The organism is Planotetraspora thailandica, assembly GCF_016863335.1.
GTDB lineage: Bacteria > Actinomycetota > Actinomycetes > Streptosporangiales > Streptosporangiaceae > Planotetraspora > Planotetraspora thailandica.
This window is the reverse complement of record NZ_BOOR01000025.1, coordinates 195,986-213,428: the sequence shown is the minus strand read 5'-3', so window position 1 is coordinate 213,428 and position 17,443 is coordinate 195,986. Positions and strand designations below refer to the sequence as shown.

The 17,443-nt window shown below is 66.2% G+C and carries 20 protein-coding genes; 12 read left to right on the top strand and 8 right to left on the bottom strand.

What is annotated here, in order from left to right:
• The first annotated feature begins 9 nt into the window (after positions 1 to 9).
• Entirely contained in the window at positions 10 to 795 is a 786-nt protein-coding gene (locus tag Pth03_RS18795) for a class I SAM-dependent methyltransferase (protein WP_203945594.1), read from the top strand.
• Between the two features lie 3 nt (positions 796 to 798).
• Here Pth03_RS18795 and Pth03_RS18790 read toward each other — a convergent pair whose 3' ends face one another.
• Positions 799 to 1,260 carry an RDD family protein gene (locus Pth03_RS18790; protein ID WP_203945593.1) on the bottom strand — a complete coding sequence of 154 codons (462 nt, stop codon included), beginning with the start codon at positions 1,258 to 1,260 and terminating at the stop codon, positions 799 to 801.
• Positions 1,261 to 1,498: 238 nt separating this feature from the next.
• Between Pth03_RS18790 and glnA the strand changes: the two genes are divergently transcribed.
• Entirely contained in the window at positions 1,499 to 2,923 is a 1,425-nt protein-coding gene (gene glnA / locus Pth03_RS18785) for a type I glutamate--ammonia ligase (protein WP_203945592.1), read from the top strand.
• Between the two features lie 27 nt (positions 2,924 to 2,950).
• On the opposite strand, the gene Pth03_RS41575 is transcribed toward glnA, so the two are convergent.
• Both Pth03_RS41575 and Pth03_RS18775 read right to left on the bottom strand, forming a co-directional pair.
• Positions 2,951 to 3,199, bottom strand: a complete 249-nt coding sequence (locus tag Pth03_RS41575; protein ID WP_239119153.1) for a site-specific integrase — start codon at positions 3,197 to 3,199, stop codon at positions 2,951 to 2,953.
• A 441-nt stretch (positions 3,200 to 3,640) separates the two neighbouring features.
• A complete protein-coding gene (locus tag Pth03_RS18775) occupies positions 3,641 to 3,931 on the bottom strand; it encodes a hypothetical protein (RefSeq protein WP_203945591.1) in 291 nt (96 codons plus the stop codon).
• A gap of 441 nt (positions 3,932 to 4,372) precedes the next feature.
• Between Pth03_RS18775 and Pth03_RS18770 the strand changes: the two genes are divergently transcribed.
• A complete protein-coding gene (locus Pth03_RS18770) occupies positions 4,373 to 4,843 on the top strand; it encodes a hypothetical protein (protein WP_203945590.1) in 471 nt (156 codons plus the stop codon).
• Positions 4,844 to 5,415: 572 nt separating this feature from the next.
• The gene (locus tag Pth03_RS18765; protein WP_203945589.1) at positions 5,416 to 5,697 is read left to right on the top strand and encodes a hypothetical protein; all 282 of its coding nucleotides are present in this window, start codon (positions 5,416 to 5,418) and stop codon (positions 5,695 to 5,697) included.
• 148 nt (positions 5,698 to 5,845) lie between these two features.
• On the opposite strand, the gene Pth03_RS18760 is transcribed toward Pth03_RS18765, so the two are convergent.
• Positions 5,846 to 6,565 carry a cytidylate kinase family protein gene (locus Pth03_RS18760; protein ID WP_203945588.1) on the bottom strand — a complete coding sequence of 240 codons (720 nt, stop codon included), beginning with the start codon at positions 6,563 to 6,565 and terminating at the stop codon, positions 5,846 to 5,848.
• A 137-nt stretch (positions 6,566 to 6,702) separates the two neighbouring features.
• Between Pth03_RS18760 and Pth03_RS42520 the strand changes: the two genes are divergently transcribed.
• Positions 6,703 to 7,065, top strand: a complete 363-nt coding sequence (locus Pth03_RS42520; protein ID WP_373318559.1) for a VOC family protein — start codon at positions 6,703 to 6,705, stop codon at positions 7,063 to 7,065.
• A 102-nt stretch (positions 7,066 to 7,167) separates the two neighbouring features.
• Here Pth03_RS42520 and Pth03_RS18750 read toward each other — a convergent pair whose 3' ends face one another.
• Together Pth03_RS18750 and Pth03_RS18745 are read right to left on the bottom strand one after the other, a co-directional pair.
• Positions 7,168 to 7,812, bottom strand: coding sequence for a DNA alkylation repair protein (locus Pth03_RS18750; protein ID WP_203945650.1), 645 nt, complete (start codon positions 7,810 to 7,812; stop codon positions 7,168 to 7,170).
• Between the two features lie 278 nt (positions 7,813 to 8,090).
• The gene (locus Pth03_RS18745; protein ID WP_203945586.1) at positions 8,091 to 8,246 is read right to left on the bottom strand and encodes a hypothetical protein; all 156 of its coding nucleotides are present in this window, start codon (positions 8,244 to 8,246) and stop codon (positions 8,091 to 8,093) included.
• Positions 8,247 to 8,508: 262 nt separating this feature from the next.
• Here Pth03_RS18745 and Pth03_RS42140 point away from each other — a divergent pair, with 262 nt between their 5' ends.
• On the top strand, positions 8,509 to 8,880 hold the full coding sequence (locus Pth03_RS42140) for a ClpX C4-type zinc finger protein (RefSeq protein WP_203945585.1): 372 nt from the start codon (positions 8,509 to 8,511) through the stop codon (positions 8,878 to 8,880).
• Positions 8,881 to 9,045: 165 nt separating this feature from the next.
• Entirely contained in the window at positions 9,046 to 9,318 is a 273-nt protein-coding gene (locus tag Pth03_RS18735) for a hypothetical protein (protein ID WP_203945584.1), read from the top strand.
• Positions 9,319 to 9,347: 29 nt separating this feature from the next.
• Here the strand turns inward: Pth03_RS18735 and Pth03_RS18730 are convergent, their stop codons facing one another.
• Both Pth03_RS18730 and Pth03_RS18725 read right to left on the bottom strand, forming a co-directional pair.
• Positions 9,348 to 9,944, bottom strand: a complete 597-nt coding sequence (locus Pth03_RS18730) for a cadmium resistance transporter (RefSeq protein WP_203945583.1) — start codon at positions 9,942 to 9,944, stop codon at positions 9,348 to 9,350.
• 109 nt (positions 9,945 to 10,053) lie between these two features.
• The gene (locus tag Pth03_RS18725; protein WP_203945582.1) at positions 10,054 to 10,644 is read right to left on the bottom strand and encodes a DinB family protein; all 591 of its coding nucleotides are present in this window, start codon (positions 10,642 to 10,644) and stop codon (positions 10,054 to 10,056) included.
• Positions 10,645 to 10,860: 216 nt separating this feature from the next.
• Here Pth03_RS18725 and Pth03_RS18720 point away from each other — a divergent pair, with 216 nt between their 5' ends.
• From Pth03_RS18720 to Pth03_RS18700, 5 genes are all read left to right on the top strand, one after another.
• Entirely contained in the window at positions 10,861 to 11,721 is an 861-nt protein-coding gene (locus Pth03_RS18720; RefSeq protein ID WP_203945581.1) for a calcium-binding protein, read from the top strand.
• 146 nt (positions 11,722 to 11,867) lie between these two features.
• A complete protein-coding gene (locus Pth03_RS18715; RefSeq protein WP_203945580.1) occupies positions 11,868 to 12,404 on the top strand; it encodes a VanZ family protein in 537 nt (178 codons plus the stop codon).
• Between the two features lie 9 nt (positions 12,405 to 12,413).
• Positions 12,414 to 13,046, top strand: coding sequence for an AAA family ATPase (locus tag Pth03_RS18710; protein ID WP_203945579.1), 633 nt, complete (start codon positions 12,414 to 12,416; stop codon positions 13,044 to 13,046).
• A 93-nt stretch (positions 13,047 to 13,139) separates the two neighbouring features.
• The gene (locus Pth03_RS18705) at positions 13,140 to 13,736 is read left to right on the top strand and encodes a hypothetical protein (RefSeq protein WP_203945578.1); all 597 of its coding nucleotides are present in this window, start codon (positions 13,140 to 13,142) and stop codon (positions 13,734 to 13,736) included.
• A 345-nt stretch (positions 13,737 to 14,081) separates the two neighbouring features.
• Positions 14,082 to 17,390: a type 2 lanthipeptide synthetase LanM family protein gene (locus Pth03_RS18700; protein WP_203945577.1), complete on the top strand. Its 3,309-nt coding sequence runs from the start codon at positions 14,082 to 14,084 to the stop codon at positions 17,388 to 17,390.
• Positions 17,391 to 17,443: the final 53 nt, after the last annotated feature.

The window sequence follows — 17,443 nt, the reverse complement described above, 5'->3', positions numbered from 1 at the left end:
TCTCCGAGCGTGGACGTCGACAGAAGACCGGTCTCCCGATCCGATACCTCCCGGGCCAACCGGGGCTGGTGGGACGGAGCGGCCGATGAATACCAGGCCGAGCACGGAGACTTCCTGCGCGACGAGGGCTTCATCTGGTGCCCCGAGGGCCTCGACGAGGCCGACGCCCGTCTGCTCGGCGAGGTCGGGGGCAAGAGCGTGCTCGAGGTGGGGTGCGGCGCCGGCCAGTGCGGCCGGTGGCTGACCGCCCAGGGCGCCTCCGTCGTCGGGCTCGACCTGTCCTACCGGCAGCTCCAGCACTCCCGCCGCATCGATCTTTCGGCCGGCCGCGCCCTTCCTGTGGTGCAGGCGGACGCCGAGACGCTGCCGTTCGCCGACGGCTCCTTCGATCTGGCCTGCTCGGCGTTCGGGGCGCTGCCGTTCGTGGCCGACGCCGGGGCGGCGCTGTCGGAGGTCTTCCGGGTGCTGCGGCCCGGCGGGCGTTTCGTGTTCTCGGTCAGCCACCCCATCCGGTGGGCCTTCCCCGACGATCCCGGCCGTCCCGGCCTCACCGTCGACCGGCCGTACTTCGACCGGGCGCCGTACGTGGAGGTCACGGACGGCGTGCCGTCCTATGTGGAGCACCACCGGACGATGGGCGACTGGGTCGCCGCGATCGCCTCGGCCGGGCTGGTCCTGGACGGGCTCGTGGAACCCGAGTGGCCAGAGGGCCACGACGGCGTGTGGGGCGGATGGAGCCCCCTTCGCGGCCGCCTGATCCCGGGGACCGCGATCTTCCAGTGCCGGCGGCCGTGAGGCTCACATCCTGACCACGACCGTGCCGGCCGCGCGGTCGTGCAGGCCCCGCCGGTCCCGGTCCCAGATCAGGGCCGGTACGGCCAGGCAGAGCAGGAACGTGCGGATCAGCACGGACAGCAGGCCCGGCCGCCCGCCCTGGAGGGTGGCGACCCGCACCCCGAAGATCCGCATGCCGAGGGTGAATCCCAGAGTGCCGACGAGCAGGACGTATTCGGCGGCGAAGACACCCAGGCCCACCCACCCCTGGCTCTGGCCCTCCGCGTGCAGGAGTCCCCTGGCGATCGCCACGGTGCACACGAGCCAGTCGACCAGGACCGCGGCGATCCTTCGCCCGAAACCGGCGACCGAGCCCGGGCCCTCCTCGGGCAGGCCGAGCCGCCCCCCCGGGTAGCCGAGATCCACTCCGGCCGCGCGGGTGCCGCTGATCCAGGTCTGGGTCCATCGTGGCTGCCGGTCGCTCATGGCCCCCAGGGTATCGGGGCGGTAGATCGGTCCTCTCCCCGGACGAGGACCCGCGCGGGCCCGCCGATCCGGGACAAGAGTCAGTCAACCGTCGCAGGTCAGAGGGGCTGTGCTCGACCTTCGAGACTAACGTCTGCGGTCGGCCCCCTTAACGCGTACGAAACAATCGAGACATGGGGCGGAAACGGCGTCGGCCTATTTTCGGGTCTGCTAGCACATGCCCTTGGGAGGTTCAAGAGTGTTTAACTCTGCCGATGACGTCCTCAAGTTCATCCGAGAGGAGGGCGTGGAGTTCGTCGACGTCAGGTTCACGGACCTGCCGGGCACGACGCACCACTTCACGTTCCCCTCGGAGAACTTCGGACCGGGCGTATTCACCGACGGCCTCATGTTCGACGGCTCGTCCATCCGCGGCTTCCAGGCCATCCACGAGTCGGACATGCTCCTGCTGCCCGACCCGTCGACCGCCGTTCTGGACCCGTTCCGCCAGCACAAGACGCTGAACATCAACTTCTTCGTGCACGACCCGCTGACGGGCGAGGCCTACAGCCGCGACCCGCGCAACGTCGCCCGCAAGGCTGAGGAGTACCTCAAGGGCACCGGCATCGCGGACACCGTGTACTTCGGCCCCGAGGCCGAGTTCTACATCTTCGACGACGTCCGCTTCGAGACGAAGCAGAACGCGGGCTACTACTACATCGACTCGATCGAGGGCGCCTGGAACACGGGCAAGGCCTCCGAAGGCGGCAACCTCGGGTACAAGCCCCGCTACAAGGGCGGATACTTCCCGGTTCCGCCGATGGACCACTTCACCGACCTTCGCTCGGAGATGGTCCGCAACCTGATCAACGCCGGCATCGAGACCGAGATGCAGCACCACGAGGTGGGCACCGCGGGCCAGGCCGAGATCGACTTCCGGTTCGGCACGCTGCTGAAGACCGCCGACAACCTGATGCTGTACAAGTACATCATCAAGAGCACGGCCATCGAGGCCGGTCACACGGTCACCTTCATGCCGAAGCCGCTCTTCGGCGACAACGGCTCGGGCATGCACTGCCACCAGTCGCTCTGGAAGGACGGCGAGCCGCTCTTCTACGACGAGGTCGGCTACGCGGGCCTGTCGGACATCGCGCGGTACTACATCGGCGGCCTGCTCAAGCACGCCCCGTCGCTGCTCGCCTTCACCAACCCGACGGTGAACTCCTACCACCGTCTGGTGCCGGGCTACGAGGCCCCGGTCAACCTGGTGTACTCGCAGCGCAACCGCTCCGCCTGCGTCCGCATCCCGATCACCGGGTCGAACCCGAAGGCCAAGCGCATCGAGTTCCGCGTGCCGGACCCGTCGTGCAACCCGTACTTCGCGTTCGCCGCGCAGCTCATGGCGGGCCTCGACGGCATCCGCAACAAGATCGAGCCGCCGGAGCCGGTCGACAAGGACCTCTACGAGCTTCCCCCGGAGGAGGCTCGCCAGGTCCCGCAGGTGCCCGGCTCGCTGGCCGAGGTCCTGGACGCCCTCGAGGCCGACCATGACTACCTGCTCGAGGGCGGCGTCTTCACGCCCGACCTCATCGAGACCTGGATCGCGTACAAGCGCGAGAACGAGATCGACCCGATCCGGCTGCGTCCGCACCCGCACGAGTTCGAGCTCTACTACGACGTGTGATCGGCTACCGCGCGGTGACGTGGACGTTCACCGCGCGGCCCCGGTCTGGTTCTGCCTCAGTTCCGTCCGAGCGGCGATCACAGCATCGATCGCGGCCCGCGTCGACTCGTCGGAGTCCGGCCACAAATGGCCGTAGGTGTCGAGCGTCGTCTTGGCGCTCGCGTGCCGCAGGCGGGCTTGGACGACCTTGACGTCGGCACCTGAGGCGATCAGAAGCGAGGTAGTGCCGCAAGTCGTGGAACCGGAAGCCCGTGGGAAGGTCCTGAACCTTGCCACGGGCTTTTCGCATTGCTCGTTCGAGCTTCCATGAAGTCGATACCTGCGACGCGTAGCTCGCACACCTCGGCCGTACGGAGGCCGACGAACGCGCCGAGGAGAATTGCCGCCCGGTATCGCTCGGGCATCGCGTCGTGCAGTGCCCACACCACGCGGCAGATCATCGCGCCATGTGACGTTTGCACGCGACTTGGCCGATGCGCCAGTCCGGGCCTACAGAGCAGCATGGGCAGCGGGAGCTGCACGACCTTGACCGGCCACAACCGTGGCCAGCCCAATCACCGACTCAGCTTCCGAACGCTGTCGCTACCCGCCACCGGCTGTCAAACAACGCCGTGGCCCGCTCGTCATGACACAAGCGGGCCACGGCGGCCACCTGACTATCGCGGCAGGAGCTGAATGCGCTGCGGCAATAGTTGCCTAGTGGTAGGGATGGTACTGCTACCGATTCCACCCGTCCCGGTGGTGCCACCGGTCGCCCCTGTCCCAGTTCCTGTCCCGGTCCCAGCTGTAGCGGTGGCCGGGGTAGTACGTGGTGGGGTAGTACGTGGTCGGCCGATAGTTCCTGCACCAGGTCGGCCTGTAATACCCGGGTCCGTTGTAGCAGTGGACCGGATGCAGGACAGCCGTCCGGTTGGCGTGCAGGCTGTCCGCGTTAGCGGGACCGCCGAGCAGCACGACACCCGTGGCCGCCGCTGCCACAATCCCCGTTGCGATGAGCTTCTTGAGCACTGATTCCCCCAGATCGTGACTCTCGATGGCCCAAACAGGACCACGACGCGATAGGTATCCAAAGACTTACGCGCGGCAACATGAACCAGCCGATGCGTAATCGAATCGTGACACCGCGTGTCTGAAATGCGGATATTCGCGAGAAATCTCCGTCCTTCTCCTTATCGCATGCGCGTCTGAAAGGGTGTTGATGTACAGCGACTCACTTCCACGTCATGGCAGTAGAGGTACGGCAAGCCCATGACTCGTTTGGCATGGACGCGCCAGAGCAAGGAACGTAACTCCCACCCGTGCCACCAGACCCGGAGAACAAGCACTATCGAGTGTCAGACCTCGGTTGATGCTTGACGGATTGGTCTCGGGCGATGCTCTACATGATCACAACAGGGCTGACCCACCCAAGCTCGGGCCTTCGTGACGCCATCAGGCATCCTGGGCGCCGTGAGTGACATGTACATCCGTCTGATTCCGACCGACCTGAATTGGCAGCCGAGCCCCGAGGCCGCCGGCGCGGCCGTGGCCTACGTCGCCGGACTCTTCTCCGGTCCCGGCGACGCCGTGGAGCATGTCGACTATGAGTTCTACGACCGGATCACCCTGATAGACGCCGGCGAGAACACCAGCCAGATCACATGCCCGCGCTGCCGAAGTGACATCAGCTTGGACTGGTTAGGCGACGTGGTCAGAGAAAATGGCGGCGTGAGCTTCGAGCACCTGGACATGACGGTGCCCTGCTGTGGCGCCGTGGTCGGGCTGGATACGCTCCACTATGACTGGCCGGTCGGCTTCGCGCGGTTCGAGGTGAGTGCCATGAACCCGACTCGCGCCAAATACGAACTCGACGCCCAGGAACTCGCCGACATGGCCAGTATTGTCGGCCACCCAGTTACCCAGATCCTCGCTCACTACTGATCAGGCACGCCTCCGGATCGATCATTGAAGATCAAGACGGAGGCGATTAGCGTCCACGCCCTTGGCTACGACGGTCATGCTTCAGTGCTAGTCGAACTGCGCCGTACACAATGAGAAACAGAATGGCAGCGGGGATCACTAAAGCGATTAGCTCGGCTATACCGAGTCCCATCATGATTCCTCCACGTCAAAGATGACCTCAGGCTAGAGCCCTCCGCCATTCTCAGCAACCAGCTGGTAACGCTGAGGAAGCACACCGGAGGGCATAGTCAGGGCACATGACACCGTGATCAGCCGCGAAATGCTGAGAACCACCGAGAGGACCAACGCCAGGTCATTCCAGTGGTTCCAGAAGCGTGATTGCCTGAGCGCCCAAAGGGGAGCCAAGTCGGAAGCCACACGCGATGAACCAGCGTGAACGGGTCTGGACTCAGTTGACCGGCCTGACCTCGCATCAGGCTCAGCGTGAACTGATCGACACGGGGAAAGTCTGATTCGAGGCTTATCGCCCCGCCGGCCGAGCGGGTCCGGGACACAGTTTGATCGCGGCATCACCCGCTCTACAGTGAAGCGTGGCCGACGACTGGACCGAAGACGAATACGTCGAGTACCTGCACGGCGAGCGTCGGCGCTTCGCGTGGGTGATGCAACGATACGGAGGAATCACGCCGGCTCAGGCGGAGGTAGCAGCCCTGGAGCGCTATCCCTACGAGGCGGGCACCGTGCTATTCCGCGGGCTCATCTTCCATGACGAGGCCTGGCATTGGGCGATGCTGTCGATCTACGGAGACCTCTACTGGGTGGAGCACCCGGAGTTCGTCTACCCATCGCCTGAGTACGAAGCCCTCGACTGACCGAGACAACATTAGACCAGTCGCACACCGCGCCTAGGTCGACTCTGTTTCGTCTCTGTTCCGCCGCAACGCGAGAGATTTCCGAAACTGTTGGCAACCGCTGAAACATGAAATCCCAGTTCAGGTCCGGTTCCAGTGGGAGCAATTGTCAAATCCTGTGTATCGATGAGTGCGGTCGGACTTCCCAGGTCGGCCGTTGGAGTTGATCGTTGTACACGATGATGTCGGCGTGGTCGGTTGGGCGGACTGTGGCGAAGTAGAGCTGTTGGGAGGGGATATAGCGGTTGCGCCAGGACCGTTCGATTTCGGCGGTGTCGGCGGTGGATCCGGCCAGCGCTGTGCCTCGGTCCCGGGCGCGATCTACCGTCTGCTCGAATGGGACGGACACGAAGATGCGCAGGTCCCACCGGTCGATGAGTTCTGGGCGCAGGAGGAAGACGCCGTCGAAGAGCAGTACGGCGTCTGCGGGGGCGGTCGTGGCCGACGGGGACGACGGGGTGTCGGTGTCTCTGTCGTAGACCGCGTGCTGGAACCTTCGGTCTCCGCCTGGGCCCAGCGGATCGAGCAGAACCCGGCACAGCGCGGCGTGGTCGTGGGCGTCGAAGTAGCAGCCTTCGGCCGAGTACTGGCCGCGTCGGTAGCGCTGTGCACGGGGGAAGAGGAAGTCGTCGATGGTCGCGCGGATGACGTCGCGGTCCTGCGCGCGCAGGACGACGGCGAGCTCGTCGGCCAGAGTGGTCTTGCCGGCGGCGGGCGGCCCGTCGATGGCGACCCGCAGCGGGTGCGCGGTCGTGACGGACCTGATCGCCTCGGCCAGCCGACTGATGAGCTCGCCGCGGGTGCCTTGGTCCATTGCTGCCTCTCTCACGGTGTCTCCCCCGCTGGTCCGAAACGATCCACCCGGCAAGCACTCACTTCCGTAGTGTGCGTGTCATGAACATGCTGCGTCAGGTGATCGTGTTCGATGCGGCTGACCTACATGCCGAGAGTGCGTTCTGAGCTGGCATTCTCGGCGGGCACGTCTTCGAAGACGACGATTGGCACAGCGTCATCGACGCCGCTGGAGAGTGGCGGATCGGCGTGCAACTGGCGCCGAACCATGTTCCGCCCGACTGGCCTCATGGGACTCCCCAACAAGTGCATCTCGACCTCCATGTCGACGATCCGAGACCCGCGCACGAAGAAGCAATCGCCCTCGGTGCCCGGCTGCTCCAACCAGCTCCTGATCTCGATGCGGCCGAGGGACACCAGGTGTACGCAGATCCGGCCGGCCATCCGTTTTGCATCGGCTGGGGGCACCCGTCCCAAGAGACGCTCGCGGCGTTCGTGGGCGACCGCTTGGGGCGGAGCGAACCGAGCCCAGCGTGAGGGAGCCATCCGAGGTGTCGACGCACTCCCAGTTCCGTTCCGGTGCCGTCTGCGGTCGTAAAACACCGGAAGTCGAGTCGCTGTGGCCAGGCCCGAACCTTCCTACTTGTCGTGCTGTCGGCGCACCATCTCGGTGATCCAGATGGGCGCGAACGGAGACGTGCAGCCCGGGGCAGTCGGGTAGTCCTTGAGCACCTCCAGGCGTTCACCGATGTCGATTGCACGGGCGCGGTGGTCGGCGTGCTCGATCCCGATCTGAGCCAGGCAGTGGTTCATCGCCCATTGCAGGCGATCCGGGGCGTCTTTCATCTCCGCCTCGATGACGTCGAGCAGTCCTGCGAGGTCGAGGCTCTCGGGCTTCTTCGTCACGTGTTCGGTGGTCAGCGCCCAGCCGGCACTCGCAACCACTGGATCCGAATCGGCGGACCAGGCCAGGCGCAGCTCTTCGGAGTGCGGGTTCTTCTTCACCACGTAGTTCACGAGCCAGTCGTGCACCTTGGGTGTGCGCGCCTCGCGCAACATGACGTCCAGCTCGCCACGCTCGAACGCCTTCGGGCGGCAGATCAGGATCGCCAGAAGCCTCGCCGCGGTGTCATCCGTCTCCCAGAGCCGGCACGCGAGTTCCTGCTGCGTCTTCAGCCGCTTCGCGAGCGCGCGCAGCCTGCTGAGGTTCGCACCGTGATCGTCACCGTGTTTCTCGTTCACCTCGCGTGTCTTCGGGTCCTCGAGCTCGGCCAGCTCGGCCATCACCTCGGCCACCGTCGTCTCGGTCAGCGTCGTCTCGGCCACCTCAGCCTCCTGTCCATCACGAGCGCGATTCAGCGTACGGTCCAGTCTGCTTCGCGATCTGGACCGAGGGTGGACGGCCGAGCCATCCCCGCCGGGGACCCGGGCGCAGGCCAAGCTGCACGGCCTGCGGGAGGAACCGGCCGCGGCGAACGCCGAACTCGACGAGTTCCTGGTCCGGCACGACGCCGTCCCGCGTGAACCGTCACGGCTGTGACCCGTGCCCGGGCCCGCCCGGGCTAACTGCCCATGATGTTGCCGTCGGTGTGCATGACCGGGCCACTGTCGCCGGCCGCCGCGGCCGACGCGGGGGCTGCCGTGAGTCCTAGCACAGCGACGGTCATGGCCATCGCCACCCCGGCGAGGAGCCGGGCCGTGAAGCTACGAGAGTTCATCGGGTACCGCCTTTCTCCGTGATCCGGCCCGAGTCTGACACATGGGGCGGCGCGGGTAACAGGGTTCCGGTGACCGGCTGTGCGACGGACCGGCGGGCGGGTCTTTCGCCTGCCGATCCTTCTCTGGGCATCGGGCCGTGACCACCTCGCTCTGCTGTCAACCCACCTGCGAGCAGAGGGCTCGGCAACACGCGTACCGGTTGTCAGGGATTCCCTGACGATCTAAGCTGTCAGGGACATCCTGACACCTTAGGAGTGCGCTGTGACATCGCCCGACACCCTGACGGAACTCGCTCGGTGTTCCTTCTGCAGCAAGCCGGACACCGAGGTCGACAAGCTGGTCGCCGGCCCTGGAGTGCATATCTGCAACGAGTGCGTGGCTCTCGCCGCGTCGCTCATCGACGCGAGCCTCAACAACCCCGCACGACCGCGCATGCCCATCTGGGAGTCGTTGACAGACGCGGAGATGCTGAGCCACATCCCGCGCGTCGCCGCGCACATCGACCAGGCCGAGGCCGACCTGCGTTCGTGGGTGCAGGAACTGCGCCGACGCAGCGTCACCTGGACCAAGATCGGCGAATCTCTCGGGATCACCCGCCAGTCCGCATGGGAGCGGTTCTCCGGCGAGGAGTGACACGACCCCGCAACCTGCTCGCCGGACCAGAGCGGAGCGGGCCTCCGTTCCGCTCTGGTTCCGTCCGAGACCGCAAAGCGCCAAGCAACGCATGCGCGTCAACAGGCCGTTAGATCTGCGTCAGGAGGCTGAGCAGGCCCATCCTCGTACGTGAAGATAAGCCCTATGCGTGGCGGAGTCGGCACATTGGTCTACTTCGCGGTGGTCTTCACCGGACTTCTCAGCGTGGGCCTGGCCCTGCTGATCACCCCCGGACGCACCACCGAGAAGCTTCATGATGCGTTCGTGATCGTGCCCCGTATCGGCGGTCGCTTTTCCGTCCTCAAGCGAGTCACGGCGATGACCGTCGGAGGCGCACTGGTCTTCTATTCGCTCTTCTTGGCGTATTCCACCTTCCACGCGGGCGAATTCCTCGTTGACCCCGTGGAACGGGGTTAACACGTCACAGCGGCCCGCGCACCGCATGGTTAGAGCCCGAAAGCGCCGCCTTCAACGAGGATGAGCGCACCGATGCCGATCAAGACGAGTGGCACCAGAATGTGACCCCATCGGCTGAGGGCCATGGCGACGATTGGACGGGTGGCGAAGAATCGGCCAGCCATGCACCAAACAGCGACCAGGGCCAAGAAGACCACGACATAAACGCTCGTGGGTCCGATACCCGCAGTAGCGAAGACCGGCACGTAGACCCCGATGTTGTCGCCGCCATTGGCGAAAGTGACCGCAGCCACTTCTAGGATCTTTGGCCCGCCTCTGGTCTCTTCGACAGGATCGGCATCACTTCGATGGTTCCTCCATACCTGCCATGCGGCCCTGAGGCCCAGCGCAAGCGGCAACAGGCCAAGGTAGGGGATGATCCACTCAGGCAGGAAGGTTGCGCCGAAACCCGCGGCAAGGGCAGCCACCAGGATGCCGAGGAAACCGAGATATTGACCCGACACGATCCGAGTTGCAGCGCCGTAATGTCCAATGCCCTGGGCGAAAAATAAGGCCAGAATCAGGATGTCGTCGACGTTGGTAACGGCGAACAGACCCGTCGCCTGCCCGATGATGCCCAGGTTCACGAGGGAAAGATTCCTTTCGTACGGGTCAAGGCCCGAGAGAGACTACTCAGCAGGGCACACCCAGGGCACACGACACCGTCGTCGGCAAGGACCGACGCGGCGAAGAGCGTCAGCGGGGATCGGCTTCTTGCGCCACCCGCTCCAGTTGGTGCCGATAGTTCTCCCACCACGACTGATCGCCGGGCGCCATGTTGTCGTTGCCGTCCTGCATCCCGGCGGTCCCGTCGATGAGTTCCCGGACGATGTCGGCGTGGCCGGCGTGCCGGTGAGTCTCAGCGATCACATGCACCAGGATCTGGTGCAGTGTCACCTCCCTTCGTTCCTCCTGCCACCACGGCACGTGACCGATCGCGTCAAGCGTCAGAGTGGCGATCGTGGTGTCCGAGTGCTCCCACGCCCGCTGGTACAGAGCGACGATGTGCTCGCGCGACTCGTCTGGAGTGGCCCACATATCCGCGTTGGGTTCAGCGTCTTCCGCCAGCCACGACAGCCGCTCGCCGAACGGGCGTCCGAAGGTATCGCCGAAGTACCCCAGCTCCACGCCGGTGACGTGTTTCACCAGCCCCAACAGATTCGTGCCAGTCGGCGTCAGCGGACGGCGTATGTCGTACTCCGAAAGCCCATCGAGCTTCCACAGCAGGGCTTCGCGGGCGGTTTGCAAATAGCGGAGAAGGTCCGCTTTGGGTTTCGATTCGATCACCTCGGCAGTCTGCCATCCGGCCCGGGCCGGGTGGGGCGACGGGATCAGGTCAGGCGCCTCCGGCCGTCTCGACGAGGAGACGCCTCAAGCTGCCGCGCACGGTAAGGGTCAGCACCGCCGCAGTGAGAACTCTCTGTACCTCTTGGCACGAACCAAGTGCCTGAACCGGGAGTCCCACGTAGTGGAAGGACCGCTCAGCCTCATGGAGGTTAGACAATGCCCTCTCACCTCGTCAGCGGCCGGATGTTACGCGCGGCATCGGCGCTGACGCTGACCATCGGCACGGGACTCGCCGTTTCGATCGGCCTGGCCACCTCGGCCCTCGCCGTGGCACCGTCGGCCACCGTCGCGGTCACCGACAACGGCAATCGGCTCGTCTACACGGCTGCCCTCGGCCAGACCAACAAGGTGACCGTCACCGAGTCGTTCACCAGTGGGTACACGGACATCGTCTATGTGATCGACGACGTCGTCCCGATCAGCGCGGGAAGCGGCTGCACCTACCCCGACAGCGCGGACCACACCAAGGTCTCCTGCACGGTCGCCACCGTGGACAGCCAGGATCCGTACTCCATCATGAAGATGGACGTCCGCGACGGCAACGACATCGTCGCCGTGAACAACAAGACCGGCCAGGTCTACTACTCCAACATGATCTATCTGGGCACCGGCAAGGACCGGCTGACGGACACCGGCAGGGTCGACGGCAACTACGTCTGGGGACAGGCGGGCAACGACACCATCACGGTGGGCGAGGCCGCGACGGTCTTCGCCGGTGACGACAACGACGCGGTCTACGCCAGCGGCAACTACACCCTCGTGGAAGGCGGCAAGGGCAACGACGTGATCCGTGGCGGCGCGGGCAACCAGATCCTGTCCGGCACCGACGGCAACGACTCGATCTACGGCGGCACCGGCAACGACTTGCTGTACGGAGGCAAGGGCAACGACATCGTGTACGGAAACAGTGGCAACGACCAGTTGTACGGGAACAGCGGCAACGACAAGCTGTACGGCGGGCCCGGCAAGGACCGGCTCTCCGGCGGCCCCGGCAGGAACACCATCCGTCAGGACTGACGGTTTCCACCGTCCAGGAACTGCCGGGACGTCCTGTGCAGTTCCTGGACGACAGCACAGTCGCCATCGCCCGCCGCGTGTGCTCCTCATGACGGAGTCTCCACCGCCGGCTCCGTGCATCTGCCGTGGCCTGTCATCATGATCGAATGCACCAGGCATGGAACGCGTGGGGGCTCGTCGTCATCGCGGCCCTCCTGGCCGTTCCCCTAGCAGTTCTCGTCGCGCTTCTCCTCGCACGTCACCGCAGCCGCCGGGGACATCCCTCTCCCCGCCGTACGGCTGTGGCGGACGTCGCCGTCGTGGCCGGAACCGCTCCCTGGATCTGGATGATCCTCACGCCTGGGGCAGGGCAGGGTGTGCAGCTCATTCCCCTGGTCGACCTGGCGGACCAGATCACGCGGATGCCGCCGGGTGCGGCAGTCGTACAGGTCGCGGGCAATCTCCTGGTCTTCGCGGCACTCGGTGCGATGCTCCCGGTCCGTTCGGCGCGCTTCGCCTCGCTCACAGCGGTTGCCGCTGTCGCGGCCACCGCCTCGCTCACCGTCGAGATCCTTCAGTACGCCTTGCGGATCGGACGGGTGAGCTCTGTGGACGACGTGATCCTGAACGCAGCGGGTGCCGTGTTCGCCGCGTTCGCCACTCGGAGGTGGTGGGCCCGGCGGGGCAGGGCCTCCTCGGCATAGAGTCGGTGAATGCTCTTGTGGATCAACGGCCCCTTCGGCGGCGGCAAGACGCAGACCGCGCACGAGATCGAGCGAAGGCTACCCGGCAGCGTCATCTGTGACCCCGAGCATGTCGGCTTCGGCCTCCATCGAATGATGCCCCCGCTCCTGCGCGGCGATTTCCAGGACCTTCCGGCTTGGCGGCAGGGCGTGTACGAGGTGCTCGACCTGGCCCTCACCAAGCACGACGGCACGGTGATCGCCCCGATGACACTCGTGGAGCCCGCCTACTTCCATCAGATCATCGGCCGGCTCCGGGAACGCGGTCATGACGTCAGGCACTTCGCGCTGCTGGCAGACCGCAATACGGTGCTCCAACGACTGCGTGAGCGCAATTTCGGGCACGTCATGCAGTTCGTCGCGGGTCGGGACGCCCCACTGCGACGCGAGAGCTTCGCCGTGTCGAAAATCGACCATTGTCTGGAACGCCTACGTCAGGCGGAGTTCGCCGAGCATGTGTGGACAGACCGCCTCACGATCCCTCAGGTCGCCGACCACATCGCCTCCTCGGCCGGGCTGATCCTCACCCCGAACACGGACAACGCCGGACGCGGGCGCCTCCGGCGGGCCTGGACGGGGGTCAAGCACATACGCTTCGACTGAGGTCCCGCGCCCTATTTTGTGGCGACATACAGAAAGAAGATCAGTAAGATCGGCACGCTCTGAAGAGCTTCGAGCCGACGTGCGGAGAAACCCTTGTCCTATTCGTCCGGCCTGCCGGGCTATCCGAACGAAGGCCTCCGGTCATTCGGCTGCGTCGGTGTCATCGTCTTCGCCGTGCTGACAGGCGCCGTCGCAGCGGGGCTGTACTTCGGGAGAGACACCGACATGGACCACTCGCATGTCGTCGTACCGCAGACGCTCGCCGGCAGGGCCAGGATCACGGATCCCGACTTCCAGGCAACGGCCGACGAGCAGGTCGCCCGGCTGAAGAAGCAGGCGCCGAACGCGACCGGCGCGATCTCCGCCTTCTACGGCATCCCGGATAAGCAGGACGTGATCATGATCACGGGCTTGTCGGCCAGCATGGCCACCTCGGCTGTGGTGGTCCGCCAAAGCTTCGCCGGCTTGGCGGACAGCGGTGCGAAGGTCACGAACATGAGGCCGACCGAGACCGGACCGTTCGGCGGCGCCGCCGCGTGCGCCGACGCCGACATCGACGACGTGCCCGCAGGGGTGTGCGTCTGGGCCGACGACGACACCTTCGGGCAGATCGTCGTCTACTTCAGGTCACGCGACGAGGCCGAGGCGGAATTCGAGGAATTTCGCAGCGAGATCGAGCAGCCCGCCTGACCACCGGTTCTGTCCCTTACGAGGCCACCACCACAGAACGGTCACGTCATCAGCTACCGCCGTACGGCGCTGCCGTGACGGCGGGCACGTACCGAGCCCCGGCTGTGACCGTCTGTGATCAGAACAGGCGGACAACGGGAACGGACGGTAGCCGTACGTGGCGGCGCCGGGCTCGTCGGTGACTACGTAGTTCAACGGATGCTCCCTCGCGGCGGTCAATTCATGCTGATCTCGCTCGCAGATCGAACCGTATGGCCCGATCTGGGGCTTCGACCGCTGGATCGACCGTGAGGAATCACCATGCCCCAGGCTGGTTCTGTCGATGCACATTCGTCCGCTTCCGTCTTGTCGCCGGATGCCGTGACGGTGGAACTGCCGGCGCACTGGTGGGCGGCGGGTCTCTCGCTGGCGGAGCGGTTGCGGCTGCCCGGTCGTCCGGCGAGTCCCGAGGAGGGTGAGCGGCTGGAACGCGCCCGCCGGAGGCTGGACCGCTGGGAGAACTCCTACGGGATCGGCAAGGACGGTCACTTCGCACGGCTCCTCGCCGAGCGCGGGCTTGACCGCGACGGACTGCTGGCGCTGCTCGCCGAGGACCCCCGTCTGCTCGCCGCGCGTGCGACGTCGGCGACGGCCCGGCCGGCCTGGGCGGACACCGTCGAAGCCGTCCTGCGCGGCATGGTTCCTGGCCAGGGCCCGGCGATCGTGACGCCCCCCGACGGCGAGGTGGCCTGGCAGGCCGGATTCCTGTCGATCGTCTCGCCCTTTGTGGACTTCTCCGTTTCGCGGTTCACCGAGTCCGCACACGCCGACGGACTGGACGAGATCGCGGATGTGCACGAGCTCGCCCGTCAGTTGGGCCTTCAGCTGAGCGAGAGCCTGGCCATGACGGCCTCGCGCACGCTGGTCCTCGAACTCAACGTGCTGCGCGTCACCAAGCGGCTTCACGGCGACGATGCGCAGCAACGCTTCTGGTCGTTCGTGGAGCACTTCTCCTCGAGAAACTCGCTCACGGAGCTGGTGGCCGAATACGTGGTCCTGGCGCGGTTGCTCGCCCAGTCGTGCGACCAGGCAGTGGAGGCGCTCCTGGAGATGCTCGCCCGGTTGGCGAAAGACCGCGCCGAGGTCGTCACGTCGGTCTTCGAGGGCGTGGACCCTGGCCGCCTCGCCGAAGCGAAGATGGGCGGCGTCGGAGACTCCCACCAAGGCGGCCGATCGGTCGGCATCCTGCGCTTCGAGAACGGCGCACGCCTGGTGTACAAACCCCGGCGGTTGTCCGTCCACCGGCACGTCAACGACGTCATCGGCTGGCTGAACGGCCACCTGCCCGGCTACGGCCTGCGCACGCTCACCGTCGTGGACAGCGGTGCGTACGGCTGGGTGGGATTCGTCGAATACGACCCGGGCACGGATCTCCAGGGCATCCGCCGGTTCTACCGCAGCCAGGGGTCCCTGCTGGCGATGCTCTATGCGCTCGACGGGGTGGACTTCCATTACGAGAACCTCATCGCCAGCGGCGACCAGCCCATCCTCGTCGACCTCGAATCCGTGTTCCATCCAGAATTGCCCAACCCTTCGGGCTTCTCCTGGCTGGACTCCGATCCGGCTGCCGCCGTTCTCTCCGACTCCGTCTCCCGCGTGGGTCTCCTCCCGTCCGTGGTGTGGAGCGAGGACGGCGAAGTCATGGACCTGGGCGGTGTGGGAGCGGACGCCGGCCAGACGATGCCTTTCAAGACCGCCAACTGGTCCGCGGCGGGGACCGACGAGATGCATCTCGTACGGGAACACCTCACCTTCCCCGGCAGCCAGAACCGTCCGTCCATGGACGGCCACGCCGTCAACCCGGGACATTTCTCCAGCGAGCTCATCGAAGGTTTCCGGGCGGGGTACGAGGCCATCGTCGCGCACCGGTCCGAACTCCTCGGTCCGGAGGGACTGCTGGAGCGCTTCGCCGACGACGAGATCCGCGTGGTCGTCCGGGCCACCCGCATATACGGAACCCTTCTGACGGAGTCCACGCATCCGGACGTCCTGCGCGACGCACTCGATCGGGATCGGGTGTTCGACTTCCTCTGGGCGCTGTCCGCCAAGGACCCGGTGCGTCTGCCCGTGGCGCATCTGGAGATCGAAGAACTCTGGACAGGCGACATCCCGATGTTCGTCACCCGGCCGGCGACACGCGACGTGTGGAACGGGCAGGGCGTGCGAATTCCCGCAATGTTGTACCGGGAATGCCTCGCCCACGCGGCCGGCAAGATCCAGGCGATGGCCCCAGGCGATCTGGCACTACAGCAGTGGATCATCGAGGCTTCGATGGCGACCCGCCCCGACCAGGCGACGGCGATCGCGGCGTACGACCCGCAGCCCGGCACGCGTTCCGCGCCGCAAAGCCGGGAGGCCGTCGACCCCGGGCGGGTGACGGCCGCCGTGCGCGCGATCGCCGACCAGGTGGCCGACCTGGCCCACACCGACGGCACTCGGGTCAACTGGCTCGGGATCGACCTGATCCAGGAAACCCGGTGGGTGATCAACCCGCTGCGGACGGATCTCTACAGCGGCGTCGCGGGCGTCGCCATGTTCCTCGCCCAGGCGGCGAGGCTCACCGGCGACGACCGCTACGCCGACCTCGCCCGTCGTTCGCTGAAGCCCGTGGCGGAGATCGTCGAATCCGTGGCCGGCATGTCCCCAGGTGAGGAGCCCTTGCCGCTGGGTGCCTACACCGGGAACAGCGGCCTGGCGTACGCGCTGGTCCACATCGCGCGAGATCTGGACGATCCGGCTTTGCTCGACCTGATCGAACCGCTCCTGGCACCGCTTGCCTTCTCCATCGCGGACGACAAATCACTCGACGTCATTGGCGGTGCGGCAGGTGGCCTCGCCGCGCTGCTGGCCGTACACGCCGCGACCGGCCTGCCCCTCGCGATGCGACTGGCCCACGCATGTGCCGATCGCCTCCTCGAGGCGGCCCGGCCGCAGGAGGTGGGCCTCGCCTGGCAGGGCACGGTCCCCGCGATCAAGCCCCTCGCCGGGTTCTCCCACGGGGCCTCGGGCATCGGGTGGGCCCTGGCCCGTTTCGCGGCGGTGTCCGGTTCCGCCGGCGGACCGGCGTCTCCTTACGCGGAGGCCGCACTCGGAGCCTTCACCTACGAACGCGGCCTCTACGACGAGGGCGTGCACAACTGGCCCGACTACCGGGACACCCCTGAGATCGCCGACGAAACCTTCATCCCGCACATGCAGGCGTGGTGCCACGGCGCGCCGGGGGTCGGCATGGTCCGTGCCGATCTGCTGCGGCACGCCGGAAACGGCCTCGCGGAGCGGGAAGGCCTGTCGGCCGACCTCGACCTCGCCCTCGCCTCCTACCTGGCCGTCTCCCCCGGATTCAACGGGCACAGCCTGTGCCACGGGGAGCTCGGCAACATGGAGTTGCTGACCGCGGCGATCGCCGCAGGACGTGGCGACCTGGTCGAAGAACGCGACCGCCGGCTCGGCGTCGTCCTCGGCCAGCTCGAGTCCGGCCCGCGATGCGGCACGCCCGCCGGTGTGCCCACCCCCGGTTTCATGAGCGGCCTGTCCGGCATCGGATACGGCCTGATGCGCCATGCCTTCCCCGACCGGGTTCCTTCGGTCCTGCTGTTCGAACCCCCTGCCGGCTGACGTTCCCCCCTCCCCTCGGTCCCCTGGTCCTTCGCGCATCCCCACTGAGGAGC

What these genes read in the sequence shown, in the direction of transcription:
- Pth03_RS18710 (WP_203945579.1), top strand. Translation starts at nt 12,414, where the DNA reads ATGCTCTTGTGGATCAACGGCCCCTTCGGCGGCGGCAAGACGCAGACC.
- Pth03_RS18750 (WP_203945650.1), bottom strand. Translation starts at nt 7,812, where the DNA reads ATGGCCGAGCTGGCCGAGCTCGAGGACCCGAAGACACGCGAGGTGAAC.
- Pth03_RS18735 (WP_203945584.1), top strand. Translation starts at nt 9,046, where the DNA reads ATGCGTGGCGGAGTCGGCACATTGGTCTACTTCGCGGTGGTCTTCACC.
- Pth03_RS18720 (WP_203945581.1), top strand. Translation starts at nt 10,861, where the DNA reads ATGCCCTCTCACCTCGTCAGCGGCCGGATGTTACGCGCGGCATCGGCG.
- Pth03_RS18790 (WP_203945593.1), bottom strand. Translation starts at nt 1,260, where the DNA reads ATGAGCGACCGGCAGCCACGATGGACCCAGACCTGGATCAGCGGCACC.
- Pth03_RS18745 (WP_203945586.1), bottom strand. Translation starts at nt 8,246, where the DNA reads ATGAACTCTCGTAGCTTCACGGCCCGGCTCCTCGCCGGGGTGGCGATG.
- Pth03_RS18715 (WP_203945580.1), top strand. Translation starts at nt 11,868, where the DNA reads ATGCACCAGGCATGGAACGCGTGGGGGCTCGTCGTCATCGCGGCCCTC.